The 17,524-nt window shown below is 71.8% G+C and carries 16 protein-coding genes and 1 tRNA gene; 13 read left to right on the top strand and 4 right to left on the bottom strand.

The window, feature by feature from the left end; all coding sequences use genetic code 11:
- Positions 1-26: 26 nt before the first annotated feature.
- Positions 27-401, top strand: a complete 375-nt coding sequence (locus tag JDY09_RS05820; RefSeq protein WP_274715986.1) for an NYN domain-containing protein — start codon at positions 27-29, stop codon at positions 399-401.
- Between the two features lie 126 nt (positions 402-527).
- Positions 528-1,586, top strand: coding sequence for a hypothetical protein (locus tag JDY09_RS05815; RefSeq protein ID WP_274715985.1), 1,059 nt, complete (start codon positions 528-530; stop codon positions 1,584-1,586).
- Positions 1,587-1,635: 49 nt separating this feature from the next.
- Here the strand turns inward: JDY09_RS05815 and JDY09_RS05810 are convergent, their stop codons facing one another.
- From JDY09_RS05810 to JDY09_RS05800, 3 genes are all read right to left on the bottom strand, one after another.
- Complete coding sequence (locus tag JDY09_RS05810) at positions 1,636-2,181, bottom strand: MarR family winged helix-turn-helix transcriptional regulator (protein ID WP_274715984.1); 546 nt, start codon at positions 2,179-2,181, stop codon at positions 1,636-1,638.
- A 4-nt stretch (positions 2,182-2,185) separates the two neighbouring features.
- On the bottom strand, positions 2,186-3,730 hold the full coding sequence (locus JDY09_RS05805) for an MDR family MFS transporter (RefSeq protein ID WP_274715983.1): 1,545 nt from the start codon (positions 3,728-3,730) through the stop codon (positions 2,186-2,188).
- 76 nt (positions 3,731-3,806) lie between these two features.
- A tRNA-Met gene (locus JDY09_RS05800) sits at positions 3,807-3,879 on the bottom strand.
- A gap of 23 nt (positions 3,880-3,902) precedes the next feature.
- Here JDY09_RS05800 and JDY09_RS05795 point away from each other — a divergent pair.
- From JDY09_RS05795 to JDY09_RS05755, 9 genes are all read left to right on the top strand, one after another.
- On the top strand, positions 3,903-4,781 hold the full coding sequence (locus JDY09_RS05795) for a hypothetical protein (RefSeq protein WP_274715982.1): 879 nt from the start codon (positions 3,903-3,905) through the stop codon (positions 4,779-4,781).
- 95 nt (positions 4,782-4,876) lie between these two features.
- Complete coding sequence (locus JDY09_RS05790; protein WP_274715981.1) at positions 4,877-5,266, top strand: hypothetical protein; 390 nt, start codon at positions 4,877-4,879, stop codon at positions 5,264-5,266.
- A 10-nt stretch (positions 5,267-5,276) separates the two neighbouring features.
- The gene (locus tag JDY09_RS05785; protein ID WP_274715980.1) at positions 5,277-5,921 is read left to right on the top strand and encodes an MBL fold metallo-hydrolase; all 645 of its coding nucleotides are present in this window, start codon (positions 5,277-5,279) and stop codon (positions 5,919-5,921) included.
- Position 5,922: 1 nt separating this feature from the next.
- Positions 5,923-7,197, top strand: a complete 1,275-nt coding sequence (gene hisS, locus JDY09_RS05780) for a histidine--tRNA ligase (protein ID WP_274715979.1) — start codon at positions 5,923-5,925, stop codon at positions 7,195-7,197.
- On the top strand, positions 7,194-9,029 hold the full coding sequence (gene aspS / locus JDY09_RS05775; protein ID WP_274715978.1) for an aspartate--tRNA ligase: 1,836 nt from the start codon (positions 7,194-7,196) through the stop codon (positions 9,027-9,029). The genes hisS and aspS overlap by 4 nt, the downstream gene beginning before the upstream one ends.
- A 282-nt stretch (positions 9,030-9,311) precedes the next feature.
- Positions 9,312-10,775: a tRNA 2-thiouridine(34) synthase MnmA gene (mnmA, locus tag JDY09_RS05770; RefSeq protein WP_274715977.1), complete on the top strand. Its 1,464-nt coding sequence runs from the start codon at positions 9,312-9,314 to the stop codon at positions 10,773-10,775.
- Positions 10,776-10,779: 4 nt separating this feature from the next.
- On the top strand, positions 10,780-11,244 hold the full coding sequence (locus tag JDY09_RS05765) for a hypothetical protein (protein WP_274715976.1): 465 nt from the start codon (positions 10,780-10,782) through the stop codon (positions 11,242-11,244).
- 2 nt (positions 11,245-11,246) lie between these two features.
- On the top strand, positions 11,247-11,978 hold the full coding sequence (locus JDY09_RS05760) for a SigB/SigF/SigG family RNA polymerase sigma factor (protein WP_274715975.1): 732 nt from the start codon (positions 11,247-11,249) through the stop codon (positions 11,976-11,978).
- A 15-nt stretch (positions 11,979-11,993) separates the two neighbouring features.
- Positions 11,994-13,565: an ABC transporter substrate-binding protein gene (locus tag JDY09_RS05755; RefSeq protein ID WP_274715974.1), complete on the top strand. Its 1,572-nt coding sequence runs from the start codon at positions 11,994-11,996 to the stop codon at positions 13,563-13,565.
- 50 nt (positions 13,566-13,615) lie between these two features.
- Here the strand turns inward: JDY09_RS05755 and JDY09_RS05750 are convergent, their stop codons facing one another.
- A complete protein-coding gene (locus JDY09_RS05750) occupies positions 13,616-14,371 on the bottom strand; it encodes an HD-GYP domain-containing protein (protein WP_274715973.1) in 756 nt (251 codons plus the stop codon).
- A gap of 124 nt (positions 14,372-14,495) precedes the next feature.
- On the opposite strand from JDY09_RS05750, the gene alaS reads away from it, so the two are divergent.
- Positions 14,496-17,117: an alanine--tRNA ligase gene (gene alaS / locus JDY09_RS05745; RefSeq protein WP_274715972.1), complete on the top strand. Its 2,622-nt coding sequence runs from the start codon at positions 14,496-14,498 to the stop codon at positions 17,115-17,117.
- 2 nt (positions 17,118-17,119) lie between these two features.
- The gene (gene ruvX / locus JDY09_RS05740) at positions 17,120-17,524 is read left to right on the top strand and encodes a Holliday junction resolvase RuvX (protein ID WP_274717997.1); all 405 of its coding nucleotides are present in this window, start codon (positions 17,120-17,122) and stop codon (positions 17,522-17,524) included.

Genomic DNA, 17,524 nt, shown 5'->3' with positions numbered 1-17,524 from the left:
GCGCGGGCGCAAATAACGTAGGCGGCGTGCTGTGGCTGGTCGACGGCATGAACGTCGTCGCGGCAGGACCGCCCGGGTGGCAGCGCGACCGCGACCGAGCGATGGCGGAGCTCGTCGCCGAGCTCGAGACGTACGTCGCGCGCACCGGCGACGACGTCTGCGTGGTGTTCGAGCGCCGACCGCGGCCGCTGCTGCGCTCGCCTTTGGTCGAGATCGTTCACGCGCGCCGGCGGGGTCCGGACGCCGGCGATTTCGAGCTCGTCCGGAGATTGCGCGCGTGCCAGGCGCCGACCACGGTGTGCGTGGTTACGTCCGACCGCTGGCTGGCCGATGCGGCCCGGGCGCTGGGGGCGGCGGTGGTCAGCGCTGACCACTTCCGGCGGCGTCTGGCTCAAGTGTGAGCCTCGGTCGGCTGAGGCGCGTCCGTGACCGGCGCCGGCTCGCGGAAGCATGCGCACCGGGGGCGACTGCCCCGAGATCCGACACGGCAGCGGTGCCCGCTCGCCTGACCGTCGGCCCGATCCGGCATGATCGTCCGGGTGCACGCGACCGACACGACTGGCGACAACGAAGCGGAGATGAACAGGGCGGCGCGGGGGGAGCGCCCGCCGCGGCGCGCCGACGGGCGCGGGGCGGCGATCGTCGCTGTGGGCGCAGCGGTAGCTCTCGCCGCGACGCTCGTGCTAGGCGACAGCGTCGGGGCGGTCGCCGGTACCGACCGCGAGCGCCCAGGTCTGGTGGCGACGGCGCGCTTCGTGCCGCCGCCACCGCCCACAGGGCTCGACCCCAACCCCTGCCTCGACCGGCGCAAGCGGCGCCAGCTCTACTGTCCGGATCTCGTGATGAAACGGCCGTTCGGCCTCTACGTCGACACCTGGACCAAGCCCGGGCGTCTCCTTTTGCGGGCCGGCAACTCGATCGACAACATCGGGTCCGGCCCCGCCGAGCTCCACGGCGTACGCCGCAAAGCGAGCTGGATGGTCGCCTGGCAGCGCATCTACCGGCGCGGCGGGGGGCGCATCCGTGTGCGCACGCGCGCCTACCTCTACTTCAAGCGTGCGCACCTCGGGCTGCGCTGGTGGAAGGTGTGGCGGGCAGCTCGGTTCGAGCTCTGGCGGCTCGACCGGCGCGGAAGGGCGATTGCACGGGTGCGCGTTGGTCCGAAGGTGTCGTACTGCTTCCGCGACCTCCGGCGTACGCGACCGTGGGTGCGCCGCTCGCCGCCTGCTCCGGTGTATCCCGCTTGCAGCACCGATGCGAGCGCGCAGCGCGTGACGCTCGGTACGTCCCCGGGCTGGTCCGACATCTATCCGCCCACCTACCACGAGCAGTGGATCGACGTGACGGGGTTGCGGGGCTGCTTTGCCTACGTCCACATCGCCGACCCGGCGAACTCGGTGTACGAGTCGAACGAGCGCAACAACCGCGCGGCGGTCGTCGTACGGCTTCCCTATCGCCCAGGCCCGCAAGGGTGCCCGGGCGCAAAGCTGCCAGCCCCCGAGGGACCAGCCGCACCCGAGGTTCCGCCGCCGGCACAGCCCGGCGACGGCGGCGGGGACGGTAGCGGTAGCGGCGGCGCCTACTGATCGCGCCGGGCGGGGCGCGTCCCAGTGCGCAGCGGCGCGCCTCGCTCGTTCAGCCCACTCGGGTTGCCGCAGGGACGTGCTCGCCGTCGCCGGCACGGTCGTGCGCGGGGGAGCTGCCGAGCCTGTCGAGCTCCGCCGCGAGCGCTTCGACCAGCTCCACCAGGCGGTCGCGCTCCGCAGGGGAGAGGCGCTCCAGTCCGCGCGCGAGCACGGCGAGGAACGTGCGCCGCCGGCGGTCGATCAGCTGGCGGCCGGCGGAGGTGGCCACGACGCGCACGCTGCGCCGGTCGTGTGGGTCGGGCTGTCGCTCGACGAGGCCCGACCGCGCCAGCGCGTCGACCGTCCGGCTGGCCGTGGCGTCGCTCATCCCGGTCGCCCGGGCGATCTCGCCGACGCGCATCCCGCCGCGGTCGGCGAGCAGAGCGAGCACGGTGCGCCGCGGGTGGGTGAGGTGGTGGCGCTCGCTGGCGTCGACGATCGCGGGGTCGCCGCAGCCGAGCGCGAGCCCGATGCGCTCGAACGCCGCGGCGAGGCGCTGTGACTCCGGCAACGGACGGGTGCGGTCTTCTCGTGCGCTGTCGCCGTGCGCGCCCACTTCGTTAACCGACGCTTGCCTCGGCGGCGGACTCGCCGACCGTCCGTCGCAGCTCGATGTGTTCGACGAAGAGGGCGCATACGAACGCCACGAGGAGCAACGGTACGCCGGCCACGAAAACCGGGTGCAGCGCCGACGCCAGCGCTTCCCGTGCCGGGAGCGCGCTTGCGAGCGCCTGCTCGGCGTGGCCGCCGGTACGCGGTGCAGCGAGCGTGCTGCTCGCTCCCGCCGCCTTCGGGCCGAGGCGGGCGGCGAGCTCGTCGGCGAGCCGGCTCGACACCACCGCGCCACCGATCGTCACGCCGATCGTGGCGCCGATCTGACGGAAGAACTGGGTGGCGGCGGTTGCGGCGCCCATCAGTCGACGTGGCACAGCATTCTGCACGACCACGACGTACGTCTGCATGCACAGTCCGAGCCCGATCCCTGTGACTGTCAGGGCGAGCGTGACCTGTCCGGGTGTCGAGCGCGCGCCGAGACCAGCGAGCAGTCCGAAACCGGCCGCCATCACGAGCGGTCCGGCTGCGAGCAGCGCGCGGTAGCGGCCAGTGCGCGAGACGATCTGTCCGGCGCCGGCGCTCGCTGCGACGAGGCCCAACATCAGCGGCGTGAGCACCGCCCCAGAGCTCGTGGCGCTGCGGCCAAGCGCGCTCTGTACGAACAGCGGCACGTAAACGATCGCGCCGAACATCGCGGCGCCCACCGTGAACAAAGCAGCTTGGCTGGCGGCGAACGTGCGCTCGCGGAAGAGGCCGACCGGGATGATCGGCTCGGCGCGCTGCCGCTCCCAGGCAACGAAAGCCACGAGCGTCACAAGGGAGAGTGCGAAAAGGCCAAGCTCGACGGGTGAGGTCCAGGCGAGCTTGCTCCCGCCCCACACGCACGCGAGCAAACCGGCGGTGACACCGGTCACGAGCAGAGCAGCACCCACGTAGTCGATCTCGTGCGGTCGCCGCTCGAACGCGCCCCGGAAACCGACGGCGACGACGGCGAGAGCCATCAGGCCGAACGGCATGCCGACGAAGAACGCCCAGCGCCAGCTGGCGGTGTCGGCGATCCAACCGCCGAGCGTGGGACCGACGACAGAAGCGACACCGAACACTGCACCCGTCACCGCCTGCCAACGTCCGCGTTCGCGCGGGGCGATGATGTCGCCGATGGCTGCGATCGCGAGCGGAATCAAACCGCCCGCGCCGAGACCCTGAACCGCGCGACCGGCGATCAGCATGCCCATGCCGGTGGCTAGGCCGCAGACCGTGGAACCGATCATGAACAGGCAGATCGCGAGAGCGAAGAGCTCGCGCCGGCCATAGATGTCGGACAGCTTCCCGTAGAGCGGCACCGTCACTGTCGAGGCAAGCAGGTACGCCGAGACCACCCACGAGTAGTGGTCGAGACCGCCGAGGTCGGCGACGATCTTCGGCAGTGCCGTCGCGACGATGGTTTGGCTGACGGCGGCGAGCAGCATGCCGAGCATCAGGCCGCTGAACACCACGACGGTGCGGCGCAGGCCGAGCGGGTAGGCGGTCGACAGAGAAGATCCTTGCATATCGCAAGTATTGCGGCGTGCAAAGAATTGCGGCGAACAAAAAAACCGGCAGACGCTGCGGCCGCCGGCTGTTCTATAGCTCCGGCAGGATTCGAACCTGCGACCTCTCCATTATGAGTGGAGCGCTCTAACCGCTGAGCTACGGAGCCGCGTCGTCCCCAAGATTATCCCCGTGCTGCTCGCCGTACCGAACATCAGCGAGGGACGCGACCGCGAGCTCGTCGTGGCGATCGCCCGCGCCTTCGCGCCCTGGCGGCTGCTCGACCTCCACCTCGATCCCGACCACAACCGCTCCGTGCTCTCGCTTGCTGCGCCGTACGGAAGCGAAGCTCTCGGCGGCTTGAAGGGCGGCGTGGAACGCGCCCTCGCCACGCTCGACCTCGGCCGTCACGAGGGCGTGCACCCGCGTGTGGGTGCGGTCGACGTGTTGCCGATCGTCTACGCCGACACCACCGCACGCCCGAAAGCGCAAGCTCTCGCTCTCACCGCCGCAGCTCTCATCGGCGAGGAGCTCGAGCTGCCGACCTTCCTCTACGGCGAGCTCGCTACCGCTCCGGGTCGCCGGGAGCGCGCCGAGCTGCGGCGCGGCGGGCCTGCTCTGCTCGCGCGGCGCATGGCAGCGGGCGAGCTGCGGCCCGACTTCGGCCCGCTGCGGCTGCACCCGCGCGGCGGTGCGCTGCTCGTCACGGCACGACCGCCGCTCGTCGCATTCAACGTCGAGCTCGCTAGCGACGACGTCGAACAGGCACGACGCATCGCCAGCGAGCTGCGCGAGGCCGGTGGCGGGCCTGCCGGCCTGCGCGCGATCGGCGTGCCGCTGCGTTCGCGCGGTCGCGCGCAGGTTTCGTTCAACGTCCACGATCCGCTCTCGCTTCCGCTCGCCGAGATCGTCGCTTCGGTGCGTGCCCGCGCTCCCGTCGCTGCTGCCGAGATAGTGGGTCTCGTGCCGTCGGCGGCGCTCGACGGGTTCCCTCCCGACGTGCCGCTACGCGGCTTCGACCCCGAGCGCCAGATCCTCGAGCGCGCACTGGCGCTCGCCGCCGACGATTAGCGCGGGCGGCCCCGCTGCCGCCCGAGCTGGGGCGCCCGCGGGCGCTCGCCGCGACCGCTCGCGCAGCTCCGCCGAGCGGTACCCTGCCCGCCGTCATGGGCGAAACGCGCAGGCGCAGGCGGCGCAAGCACCGCGGCACCCCCGCGGGCACGATCGAGCGCAAGCGCGGGGTGCCTGCGACCCGCCGCGAGGCGCGCGAACTTGCAGCTCAACGACGCGCCGAGCGGCTCGCCCGGCCGCCAACGTGGCGACAGGCAGCGGTTCGCGCGGCGATCGCGGCGGCGCTCGTGTGCGTCATTTTCGTGGTGCTCGGCCGCCCGCTCGCGAACGCGCTGGCGCTGGCGGTGTTTCTGTTCCTGCTCTACCTGCCGCTCGGCTACCTCACCGACCAGGCGCTCTGGCGTTGGCGGCAACGGCGGCTTGCGGCGGCGCGCAGCGGAGCGGGCGGATCAGCTCGCGGCGGGACGAAGACGCGAAAGGGTTAGGCTCGCGCCCGTGGACGTGCGTTGCTTCACAGTCGGTCCGGTGGCCGAGAACTGCTACCTCGTGCGCGCAGAGAACCGGCCGGGTGCGCCGGCGCTGCTCGTCGATCCCGGCGACGAGGCCGAGCGGCTGCTCGACGCGATCGAGCGTCTCGAGGCCCGCGTCGAGGCGATCCTGATCACGCACTGCCACTTCGATCACATCGGTGCTGTCGCTCCGGTCGCACGTGCGACCGGAGCACCGGTGTGGGTACCCGCTGCCGAGCGCCACGTTCTCGCCGACATCAACAGCTACGTGCCGTGGCCCGGGTTCGGTCCGTTCGAGAGCTGGGAGGCCGAGCACACGGTTGCTGGTGGCGAGAAGCTGGAGCTCGCCGGGTTCGAGATCGACGTTCTGTTCACCCCCGGCCACAGCCCCGGCCACGTGAGCTATTCCCTGCCGGACCGCGGTGCGCTCTTTTCGGGCGACGTGCTCTTCCGCGGGTCGGTGGGGCGCACCGACCTGCCCGGTGCCGACTGGGACACGCTGCTCGCCAGCATCCGCAAGCTGCTCGAGACGCTCCCCGGCGAGACGACCGTCTATCCCGGGCACATGGGCGTGACGACGCTCGAGCGCGAGCGGCACACGAACCCCTTCCTGGCCGAGATCGCTAGCTGAAGTGGCGGCCGAGCGACTACGCGCACCGCGCGGAACCTTCGACGTGCTGCCGCCCGACAGCGGGCGCCGGCGCTGGCTCCAGGCGCTGTGTGCGGAAGTGCTGGAACGCGCCGGGTTCAGCTACGTCGAGACACCGGTGCTCGAAAGCACCGAGCTTTTCGCCCGCGGCGTCGGTGCCTCCACTGACATCGTGCGCAAGGAGATGTTCACTTTTTCCGACAAGGCGGGCCGTTCGCTCACTCTGCGGCCCGAGAACACGGCTGGCATCTGCCGCGCCTACATCGAGCACGGCATGCACAAGTGGCCGCAGCCGGTGCGCCTCTGGTACTGGGGGCCGTTCTTCCGACACGAGGCGCCGCAAGCCGGCCGCTACCGCCAGTTCACGCAGGTGGGCGCCGAGACGCTTGGCTCCGACGATCCCGCGATCGACGCCGAAGCGATCCTGCTGCTCGCCGAGATCCTCGAGCGCGCCGGCGTCGAACGTTTGCGCTTGCGGATCGCGAGCCTCGGCAGTCCCGAGACGCGCCAGGCGTACGCCGAGGAGTTGCGCAGCTACCTGCGTGGGCGCGAGGCGGAGCTAGCACCGGAGGTGCGCGAGCGTCTCGACGTCAATCCGCTGCGTGCGTTCGACTCCGACCACGCCGGCACGCGCGCTGTGATGGCAGCGGCGCCGCGTCTGCTCGACCGGCTCGCGGCGGACGACGTCGAGCACTTCCGGGCGGTGCTCGGGTTGCTCGACGCAGCCGGGCTCGAATACGAGGTCGACACGACGCTCGTGCGCGGCCTCGACTACTACACGCGCACGGTCTTCGAGTTCGAGTCAGCGGCGCTCGGTGCGCAGCGCGGCGTCGGCGGCGGCGGTCGCTACGACCGTCTCGTCGCCGAGCTGGGTGGTCCCGATACGCCTGCGTGCGGGTGGGCAGCGGGTGTCGAGCGCATCCTGCTCGCCGGTGCTAACGGGCCGGCAAAGGCCGGTCCCGACGTGGTCGTCGCCACTGCCACAGGCGCTCGCGACGCTGTCGCGCGAGCTCTCCGGCTCGCGCGCGAGCTGCGCGCCGCCGGACTGGCGGCGGAACTCGCCGAACCCGGCCGTGCGTTGCGGCGCCAACTGCGACGGGCCGATCGCGTCGGCGCGCGCGCGGTGGCGATCGTCGGCGACGACCTGCAGCTGAAAATGCTCGACTCGGGAGCCCAGACGCCCGTCGCCGGCCCAGCGGAGGTCGTGCGGGCGCTGGCTAGCGGCGGAGAGGGTGCAGACCCGGGGGTGACAGCTTGAGCGGCAACGAACTCGGCGCCAAGGACCTCGTACCTCGCGATCCGCGCTTCGCGCCCGTCGCACCGAACCGCTACCGCGACCGCTGGGCCGGCACTCTGCGTCCCGCCGATGCCGGGGCGCAGGTACGGCTGGCAGGGTGGATCCACCGCCGCCGCGACCACGGCGGCGTCGTCTTCTGCGACTTGCGCGACCGCAGCGGGCTCGTCCAGCTTGTGTTTCGTCCCGACGCCGACCCCAGCGTCCACCAGCGGGCTCACCAGCTGCGTTCCGAGGACGTCGTCTCGGTGCGCGGCACGGTCGTCGAGCGCCCGCCGGAAACCGTCAACCGCGACCTCGCCACCGGCGCCATCGAGGTCGTCGTCGACGAGCTCGAGGTGCTCGCAACCAGCGCTACGCCGCCGTTCCCGATCGACGAACCGCGTCAGCTCGGCGAAGAGACGCGGCTGCGCTACCGCTACCTCGATCTGCGACGCGAGCAGATGGCCACCGCGCTGCTGTTGCGCGACCGCGTGTGTCGCGAGATCCGTGACCAGCTCGCCGGCGAGGGTTTCGTCGAGATCGAGACGCCGATCCTCACGCGCTCGACGCCCGAGGGAGCGCGCGACTTCCTCGTGCCGGCACGTCTGCGCCCGGGGACGTTCTACGCGCTGCCGCAGTCGCCGCAGCTCTACAAGCAGCTCTTGATGATCGCGGGCTACGAGCGCTACTTCCAGATCGCGCGCTGTTTCCGCGACGAGGACCTGCGCTCCGACCGCCAGCCCGAGTTCACCCAGCTCGACATCGAGATGGCGTTTGTCGACGAGGACGACGTGATCGCCACCTGCGACCGGTTGGTGGCGCGTCTGCTCGCGCTCGCCGGTATCGAGGTCCGACTGCCGATCGAGCGCGTCACCTACGACGAGCTGATGCTGCGCTATGGCTCGGACCGCGCCGACCGGCGGCTGCGGCGCGAGATCCACGACCTCAGCGACATCTTCCGCACCAGCGAGTTCAACGTGTTCGCGAAGACGGTGGCCGACGGTGGCTGCGTGCGCGGTTTCGCCACGGCAGGCGACTTCCCGCGGCGACGCTTCGACGAGCTAACCGAGCGCGCACGCGAGCTGGGGGCTGGGGGGCTCGTGTGGGCTGTCGTTGAGGAGGGCGGAAGCTGGCGCTCGCCGGTAGCGAAGTTTCTCTCGCCCGCCGAGATGCACAGCACCGTCGAGCGTTTGGGGGCAGCCCCTGGCGACGCTCTTTTCATCGTCGCCGACCGGCCGCAGCTGGCCGCGAGTGTGCTCGGCGCACTGCGTGTCGAGGCGGCACCGGCGACGGTGTCGGGCCACGACATCTACTGGGTCACCGATTTCCCGATGTTCGAGTGGAACAGCGAGGAGCAGCGGCTGGACCCGCTCCACCACCCCTTCACCGCCCCGAAAGGCGACCTCTCGGACGATCCTCTCACCTGGCGCAGTCGCGCCTACGACCTGGTGGTCGACGGCTGGGAGCTCGGTGGCGGCTCGATCCGCATCCACGACCCCGAGCTGCAGCTGCGCGTTCTCGACGCGCTCGGCATCGGCGAGCAGGAGGCGCGGGAAAAGTTCGGTTTCCTGCTCGACGCGCTTCGCTACGGAGCGCCGCCGCACGGTGGTATCGCTTTCGGCCTTGATCGGCTGGTGGCGCTTTTGGCCGGGCGCGAGTCGATCCGTGACGTGATCGCCTTCCCGAAGTCGGCGAGCGGGGCCGACCCGCTCACGGGGGCGCCGACCCCCGTCACCGACGCGCAGCTGCGCGAGCTCGGAATCAGGTTGGCGCACGTGCCGTCGCGGGCGCAGGAAGGCGCCGGCCGCAGCTGATCGCGCTCCGTCGTAGTTGACCGCGCGGCCGCAGTTGATCGTGCACCGTCCGCTGGTAGCCTCGATACAGCCCTAGCCTGTTCGCCAGCCGGCCTCTTACTGCGCGGTTGAGCCAACACCACGGGTCGTACTGGGGGCGGCTCGCCGAGGCCAGGCCACGCACGGCTCAGCAGCCGAAGCGGCGGCCCCCAATCGTGTCGATCAAGGCCCAACACCCGCACCGGCAGCGGCAGGCTGGGGCGCGCACGTGACCAGCCCGGGGTCTCCCTACCCTTGGGCGCTGTGGAAGCCTCGGTCGCCGATCGCGAACGCTTCGACGAGCTGCTGCGCTCGCGGCGCGGCGCTGGCGCGCTCGCCGAATGGCCGCACGCTGGTGTGGCGGGCGGAGCTCCCTGCGGCGACAGCGTTCGCATCGCCGTACGCTGCGACAACGGCGTCGTGGCCGAGGTCGGTTTCGACGCGCACGGCTGTGGCGCGGCGCGGGCGTGTGCCGCAGCGGTCGTCGAGCTCGTCGAGGGACGCAGCGTGCTCGCCGCCGGGCGGATCGGCGTCGCCGACGTGTCCGCCCACGTCGGCGGCCTGACGCCGGGCAAGTGGCACGCCGCCGTGCTCGCCGCTGATGCTTTGCACCGCGCGCTCGGGCGTGCCGTTGCCGACGGCGCTGCGCCTCTTGCACCCGATCCGCGACGGGTGTGCGTCGCCTTGTCCGGCGGGGTCGACAGCGCCGTCGCCGCTTGGCTCGCCGCGCAGGAGGGGCGCGAGGTCGTCGCTGTGACGCTCGAGCTTTGGTCGCACCCCGACACCGATCCCGAGCGCAGCTGCTGTTCGCCGCAGGCCGTTCTGACCGCGCGCGGCCTCGCCCACCGGCTCGGCCTGCCGCACTTCACGCTCGATCTGCGCGAGCGCTTCCGCGCCGGTGTCGTCGAACCGTTCCTGCGCGAGCACGACGCCGGTCGCACTCCCAACCCGTGCATCGTGTGCAACGGGCAGGTGCGCTTCGACGCTCTGCTCGCCGCTGCCGACACCCTCGGTGCGGCGAAGCTCTTGACCGGTCACTACGCCCGCGTCGAGGATGACGGCGAGGGGGTGCTTTTGCGGCGCGCGTGCGACAGCGGCAAGGATCAGGTGTACATGCTTGCGCGCCTTAGCCCGCAGCTGCTCGAGCGGCTGTCGTTCCCGCTCGGCACGCGTAGCAAGCGCGAGGTGCGCGAGATCGCCCGCCGCGCGCAGCTGCCGGTCGCCGAACGGCGCGAGAGCCAGGACCTCTGCTTCGTGGCCGGGCTCGGCACCCGCCGTTTCCTGCGCCGCCATGCCGCCAGCAACATCCGTCGCGGCGAGATCGTCGACAGCGCGGGCCGCGTCGTCGGCGAGCACGAAGGCCACCAGCTGTACACGGTCGGTCAGCGGCGCGGTCTTGGGCTCGCGGCTGGCGAGCCGCTGTACGTCCTGGCCAAGGATGCGCGCCACAACCGCGTCGTCGTCGGCGGGCGCGAGGAGCTGCTCGCCCGCCGTGTGGCGCTCGCCGAAGACCTCGTGTTGCACCGCGATGCCGACCGGGTCGGCAAGGTCCAGTTGCGCTACCGCCAGCGACCGCTTTCCGCCCGCCTCGTTCGCTCTGGCGACGGTTTCTCGATCGAGCTCGCCGAGCCAGCACCCGCCCCCGCGCCCGGTCAGACCGCTTGCCTCCTCGACGCGACAGGGGAGTTCGTGCTCGGCGCGGCGACGATCGCCGGTTGGGAGCGGTGAAGCGGTGAGCGAGCAGGCAGGTGGGATCGGCGCGCCGCAAGCCGGTGAGCGTGTGGTGCTCGAGTCGACTTTCGGGTTCGACGACGACCCGTTGCTGCGCATGCTCGTCGCCGCCCTTGCAGCGCGCGCGGAATTGACGCTCGCCGCCGCCGACGACCTCCAGCTAGCGCTCGAAACGATCCTCGCCGCCTGCGATCCCGCGTTGCCGGTACGCGTCGCGTTCGACCTCGAACCCGGGCGTGTCGGAGCTACGGTCGACGGTCTGCCGGCGACGTTGCGCGAGCTTTTCGCGGCGCCCGAGAGCACGGCGGGCGAGCAGGGGAGTGTTCGGGATCCGCGTACCGCTGGCAGGGAGGCTTTGCCGTCGCTGCGCACGATCGTTGCCGCCGTCGTCGACGTGTTCGCTGTCGAGACGCGCGGCTCGGCGCTGTCGTTGCGTCTGGAGAAGCTGGAGCGCAGGGAGGTTTAGCGATGGCAGCCGGTGCCGTGGACCGCGAGCTTCTGCGCCGGTACCACGAGCACGGCGACCGGCGGGCCCGAGAGCTCCTGATCGAGCGCCATCTGCCGCTCGTGCGCGCCCTTGCGCGTCGCTACGCGGGGCGCGGCGAACCGGTCGAGGACATCGAACAGGTCGGCGCGATCGGCTTGATCAAAGCGATCGACCGTTTCGACCTCTCGCGCGGCGTCTCGCTCGCCACGTTCGCGACACCGACAGTCCTCGGCGAGATCCGCCGCCACTTCCGTGACCGCGGCTGGGCGGTGCGCGTTCCGCGCGCCTTGCAGGAGCTACATGCGGCGGTCGTCGCCGCGGTCGATCGTCTCGGCGCCGAGCTCGGGCGCTCGCCGAGCGCGAGCGAGCTCGCGCGCGAGCTGGGAACGAGCGTCGAAGAGGTGATCGAAGCGCTCGAGCTCGGCTCGGCGTACACACCGGCTTCGCTCGACCAGGGCGGCGGGGACGAGGAGGAGACCGATGCTCTGGCGGCGCTAGGCGGCGAGGAGCCCGGGTATGCGCGCTCCGAGCTACGCGCGACGCTCGCCCCGGCGCTCAAGCAGCTGCCGCGCCGCGAGCGCGAGATTCTGCACATGCGCTTCACGCTCGGTTTCTCGCAGGCCGAGATCGCGCGTCGTGTAGGACTTTCGCAGATGCACGTGTCGCGGCTCATCAGGCGCGCTCTCCAGGTGTTGCGCGAGGAGATCGGCTGACCGGTGGCCGGCTGCATGAGGCGGCCGTTGGCTGTGCTCGCGGCGGTCGTCGCCGTCGCCGCTAGCGGGTGTGCCGGGGCGGACGGGCGCCGGGGCAGCGCCCTGCGCGGCGGCTCCGTGGAGGTGGCGGTCACCGCACCGCTCCGCGTGCTCGACCCGGCGCGCGCCAGGACACCGACCGAGATCGCGCTGGTGCGGGGCGCCTACGCGACGCTCTACCGGCGGAAAGTGGGGCAGGGCGGCCGCGTGCGGCTCGCGCCGGCGCTCGCGGCGGGGCTGCCCGAGTCGCGCGCGGGCGGCCGGGTCCTCGTGGTGCGCCTGCGTGACGGTGTGCGCTTCTCGGACGGGCGGCCGCTGCGCGCGGCCGACGTGGCGCGCACGATCGCGCGGATCGTGCGCGGCGGGGGCGGGCGCGCTCGCGCATTCGCGGCTATTCGCGGCTGGCGGTCGGTGGCTAGTGGCCGTGCCGAACGTATGGCGGGTCTCGTGTCTCGCGACAAGGGGCGCCTGCTCGAGATCCACCTCGCGCGGCCGGACGCAACTTTGCCGTGGGCGCTCGCCGAGCCGTGGAGCGGGGTGGTGCCCGCGACCACGCCGCTTGCGCCGCTCGCCCGCGGCGCGCCGCCGGCGAGCGGCCCGTACCGTGTGCGCTTCACTGGGGTGGGGCCGCGCGCGGGCGCGGTTCTCGTGCGCCGGCACGGGATGCGTGTTCCCGGTTTCGGACCCGCGTTCCTTGACCGGATCGAGACGGTGACCGTCACCGGCGATCCGGTCTCGCTCGCGCTGCGCAACCGTGTCGATCTCGCGAGCGCGGTGCCTGCTCGCGGCCGCTTGCCGATCCTGCGCTCGACTTATTCCGGTCGCTACCGCGACGTGCAAACCGGCGCGATCGCCTACATCTTCCTCGACCCGCGCTCCTGGCCGTTCGGGGACCGCCGGGTGCGGCGCGCGATCGCCGCTGCGCTCGACTACGACAAGCTGTTGCGTCTGGCGCTCGGTTTCGTCGACGCGAGCTGCGATCTGTTGCCGGCAGGAGTGCTGGGGCACCGGGGGGACGCAGCGTGCAGCGCGGCCGCGCGTGCCGACGAGCCGCGACCGGACGATGCACAGCGCGTGCTCGCTGACGCGGGCGTAACAGCGGCGCGGGTCACGGTGGCGGCCGCAGCCGACTGGCGGATCGTGCCCGTCGCGCGCGAGTACGTACGGACCTTGCGCGGGCTCGGCCTCGACGCGCGCTTGCGCGTAGTGCCCGCTCCGGTGCTCGGGCGCCTTTTCGCCGGGCGGACACCGCGCCTGCAGACGGCGGTCGCTGTCGCGCGGCCTGTCGTCGCCCACCCGTACTACTTGCTTCGCGAGCTGCCGACGGTCGACCGCGCGACCCGGCGCGAGCTCGCGCGCCTGCGGCGGCACGGTGGCTCCGAGGAAGATTGGCAGCGGCTTGTCGACCGCGCGGTAGAGGAGGGCTGGCTGGTTCCGCTTGGGGCGGTGCGGCGGCCGCTGCTCCTCTCGCAGCGCATCGACACCGCCAGCTGCCTGGCGCTGGATCCGCTCGACGGCGTCGACCTCGCGCGGCTCTGCTTGCGCTGAGCGAGCGCCGCCCTGTCTACCGGCGCGGATGCCCGCTCGGCGTCCTTGTCTTAAAGGCCGCGTGACCGCTCGACGACCGCCACCAACGCGGCCGCGACCCGCGGATCGAACTGGCTGCCGGCGTGGCGCTCGATCTCGCGCAGCGCCTCCGCTGCTCGCAGCGGGCGACGGTAGGCACGCGTGCTCGTCATCGCGTCGTAGGCGTCGCAGGCGAAAACGATCCGCGCCTCGAGCGGTATCTCCTCGCCGCGTAACCGGCGCGGATAGCCGCTTCCGTCCCAGCGCTCGTGGCTCGCGGCGACGATCGCCGCCACCGGTCGCAGCTCGGGGTGGGCTCGTTCGATGATCGCCGCGCCGGTGAGAGTGTGCCGTTCGATCAGCGCGAGTTCGGCTGCCGAAAGGGGTGCGGGCTTGTCGAGGATCTCGGTCGGGATTACGACCTTGCCAACGTCGTGGAGCAGCGCCGCGATCGCGACGCGCTCGCGCGTCGCGCTGTCGAGCCCGAGCTCGACCGCCACCGCCTCGGCCAGTGCCACGACCGCGCTCGAGTGGATCGCGGTGTAAGCGTGTTCGCTGGCCAGCAGTCTTGTCAGAAGGACCGCGCTCTTGCGCGCTTCAGGCGAGAGCGGGCTGGCGTCGCCGGGGTCAGGGCTGCGCTGCGAACGAGCGCTAACGACCGCCCGTGCCCGCCCGCGCGATCCGAGAGAGTTGCGCCGGCGAAGCGAGCGCCAGAACGGCCGCGCCGCCCGCCACCGCGACTGTCCCCGAAGTGCGCCGAGACTGGCGCTCGTCTGCGCAGAGGTCATGGCTGTCATCGTCGGGCCGGTGGCCGGGGGCGGCGAGCGCTGCGCAGGAAGGCTGTAGCTTCTGCGCAGGGAACCGCTCCGCGCGGGCGCAGTTTTCCTTGCGAGCGCGCATAGACTGCGGCCGATGCAGGCCGAGGAGATTCGCGAGAGGTTCCTGAGCTTCTTCGAGGCGCGCGGCCACAAACGACTCGCGTCGGCGTCGCTCGTGCCGTCGGTTTACGACCCCTCGGTACTGCTCACCACCGCGGGGATGCAGCCGCTCAAGCCCTACTTCCGCGGAGAGGAGAAGCCGCCCGCGCCAAGGCTCACCTCTTGCCAGCGCTGTTTCCGCACGACCGACATCGAAAACGTCGGGCGTACCGCGCGCCACCTGACGTTCTTCGAGATGCTCGGCAACTTCTCGATCGGCGACTACTTCAAGCGCGAGGCGATCGAGTTCGCTTTCGAACTGTCAACCGAGGGTTTCGGGTTCGATCCCGAGCGCATCTGGATCACTGTCTTTGGCGGTGACGAGGCGCTCGGTCTCGGCCCCGACGAGGAGGCGATCGAGTACTGGCGCGCTGTCGGTGTGCCCGAAGAGCGCATTGTGCGCCTTGGTCGCGACGACAACTTCTGGCAAGCAGGTCCGACAGGGCCTTGCGGCCCGTGCTCCGAGCTGTACCTCGACCGCGGCCCCGACTACGGCGCGGACAGCGAGCGTCCGGGCGACGACACCGATCGTTTCCTCGAGTTCTGGAACCTCGTCTTCATGCAGTACGAGCTGCGCGAGGGCGACCGCCTCGACGAGCTGCCCCAGAAGAACATCGATACAGGCGCCGGCCTTGAGCGGCTGGCGGCGCTGCTCCAGGGAGTGCCGTCGGTCTTCGAGACCGAGCTTTTCCGGCCGCTCATCGAGCTCGGCGAGGAGCTGTCGGGACGCCGCTACGGCGAGAGCTTCAAGGTGACGCGCGCTTTGCGCATCCTCGCCGATCACGGTCGGGGCGCCACCTTCCTGCTCGCCGACGGCGTCGTCCCGTCGAACGAGGAGCGGGGCTACGTGCTGCGACGGATCATGCGCCGCACGATCCTGCAGGCACGCGTGCTGGGGATCGAAGAGCCCGTGCTCGAGCGCCTCTACGGGCGCGTGATCGAGCTGATGGCCGGCGCCTGGCCGTACTTGCGCGAAGAGCGCGAGACGGTGTTGCGCTGGGCGCGCGACGAAGAAAGCAACTTCTCGCGCACGATCGAGCAGGGGCGCGAGCTCCTTGCCGAGCTCGTCGAGCGCGCCCGCGCCGAGGGGCGGAGCGAGGTGGCGGCGGAAGATGCCTTCCGGCTGCACGACACCTACGGCTTCCCGTTCGAGATGGCGCGCGAGCTCTTGGCCGAGGAGGGGCTTGCCGTCGACGAAGGTGCGGTGCGCCGCTTGATGGAGGAAGCGCGTAGCGTCGCGCGCCGTGGCGCGGGGCGGGCCGGCCAGAGCGCGGCGCGGCGCGAGCGCGCGAGCGAGGTGGCACGCCAGGCAGCGAGCGCGACCCGCTTCGTCGGTTACGAGCAGCTGGCGGCCAACACCACCGTCCAGGCCGTCGGCCGCGACGACGGGCTGCTGCTCGTCAAACTCGCCGAGAGTCCGTTCTATCCCGAAGGTGGTGGCCAGGTGTCCGACACCGGCACGCTCGCCGGCGAGTGGGGGAGAGCGAGGGTCGTCGACGCTGTGCGTCTGCCCGACGACCAGGTGCTCGTGTGCGAACTGGAGGAGGGCGAGCCGCCCCCGGTCGGCGCCGAGGTTCGTGCGAGCGTCGACGTCGAACGACGCCGCCGGACGATGCGCAACCACACCGCGACGCACCTGCTCCACGCCGCGCTGCGACGCACGCTCGGCGCCCACGTCCGCCAGGCAGGCTCGTACGTCGGGCCCGACAAACTGCGCTTCGATTTCACCCACGGCCAGCGCCTCGGGCGGGACGCGGTCGACGAGATCCAGGCGCTCGTCAACAAGTGGATCGGCGCCTCGCTGCCGGTGCGAGCGTTCGAAACGACCCGGGCCGAGGCCGATCGTCTCGGCGCGATCGCACTGTTCGGCGAGAAGTACGGCGATTGGGTGCGCGTCGTCGAGATCGACGATGTGTCGCGCGAGCTGTGCGGCGGCACGCACGTGGCGTCCAGCGCCGAGATCGGTCTGTTCGATATCGAAACCGAGACTTCGAGCGCGAGCAACGTGCGCCGCATCGAGGCCGTGACCGGGCCGGGGGCCGCCGAGCTGTTTGCCCGGCGCAGCGCCGCGCTGGCCGAGCTCGCCGCACTGTTGCGCGTGCCCGAGCACGAGATCGTTCCGGCGGTGGAGCGTCTCCAGCGCGAGCTCAAGGAGGCGCGCAAGCGCCGCCAAGCGGGCGACGGGCAGGTGCGCGCCGAGGATCTCGTCGCACGGGCGCGACAGGTCGGCGACGCCGCGGTCGTGGTGGAGGCTGTGGCGGGAGTCGAGCCCCGCGAGCTTGTCGATCTAGCCGACAAGGTGCGTCAGAAGCTGGGCCGGGCGGTCGTGCTGCTCGGGGCGGGCGCGGGCGAGCGTGCTCACCTGGTGGCGACTGTCGCTCCCGAGCTTGCCGAGAGCGATCTGCGCGCCGACGAGCTTGTCCGCGTCGCCGCGGCGGTGATCGGCGGGGGCGGTGGCGGACGCCCGACGCTCGCCCAGGCCGGAGGCCGTCACGTCGAGCGCGTCGGCGAGGCGCTCGAGCAGGCGGCCGCGGCGATCGAGCAGCGGTTGCGTTGACGGTGCGCGTGCTCGCCGTCGATCACGGCGCGGCTCGGATCGGCCTCGCCTTGTCGGATCCCTCGGGCACGGTCGCACGCCCGATCGCCGCGATCCCCGGCCGTCCGGTCGAGGAGGCGGTCGCGCGCATTGCGCGCCTCGTCGACGAGCACGCGGTCGAGCGCGTCGTGGTCGGACTGCCGCTGACGCTGCGCGGTGAACGTGGCGAGCAGGCGCGCCGAGCCGAGCGCTTCGCCGCCGCGCTCGCGCGCGCTGTCGCGGTGTCGGTCGAGCTCTACGACGAGCGCTTCACCACCCGGCTGGCCGAGGATCGCGGCGGGGCGGCGCCGGCCGACGCGCGCGCGGCAGCGGTGCTGCTCGAGGGTTGGCTCGCGTCGCACGCTTCGGCGCGAGCGGAGGGGGAGTGA

The organism is Thermoleophilum album (genome assembly GCF_028867705.1).
In the GTDB taxonomy this organism is placed as follows: Bacteria; Actinomycetota; Thermoleophilia; order Solirubrobacterales; family Thermoleophilaceae; genus Thermoleophilum.
The sequence above is the reverse complement of the archived record's forward strand: the minus strand, read 5'-3'. Positions and strand labels throughout refer to the sequence as shown.

Bases quoted from the DNA above. Each gene is read 5' to 3' on its own strand.
- JDY09_RS05790 (WP_274715981.1), top strand. From the start codon at position 4,877: ATGGGCGAAACGCGCAGGCGCAGGCGGCGCAAGCACCGCGGCACCCCC.
- JDY09_RS05750 (WP_274715973.1), bottom strand. From the start codon at position 14,371: ATGACCTCTGCGCAGACGAGCGCCAGTCTCGGCGCACTTCGGGGACAG.
- JDY09_RS05805 (WP_274715983.1), bottom strand. From the start codon at position 3,730: ATGCAAGGATCTTCTCTGTCGACCGCCTACCCGCTCGGCCTGCGCCGC.
- JDY09_RS05755 (WP_274715974.1), top strand. From the start codon at position 11,994: ATGAGGCGGCCGTTGGCTGTGCTCGCGGCGGTCGTCGCCGTCGCCGCT.
- JDY09_RS05760 (WP_274715975.1), top strand. From the start codon at position 11,247: ATGGCAGCCGGTGCCGTGGACCGCGAGCTTCTGCGCCGGTACCACGAG.
- alaS (WP_274715972.1), top strand. From the start codon at position 14,496: ATGCAGGCCGAGGAGATTCGCGAGAGGTTCCTGAGCTTCTTCGAGGCG.
- JDY09_RS05815 (WP_274715985.1), top strand. From the start codon at position 528: ATGATCGTCCGGGTGCACGCGACCGACACGACTGGCGACAACGAAGCG.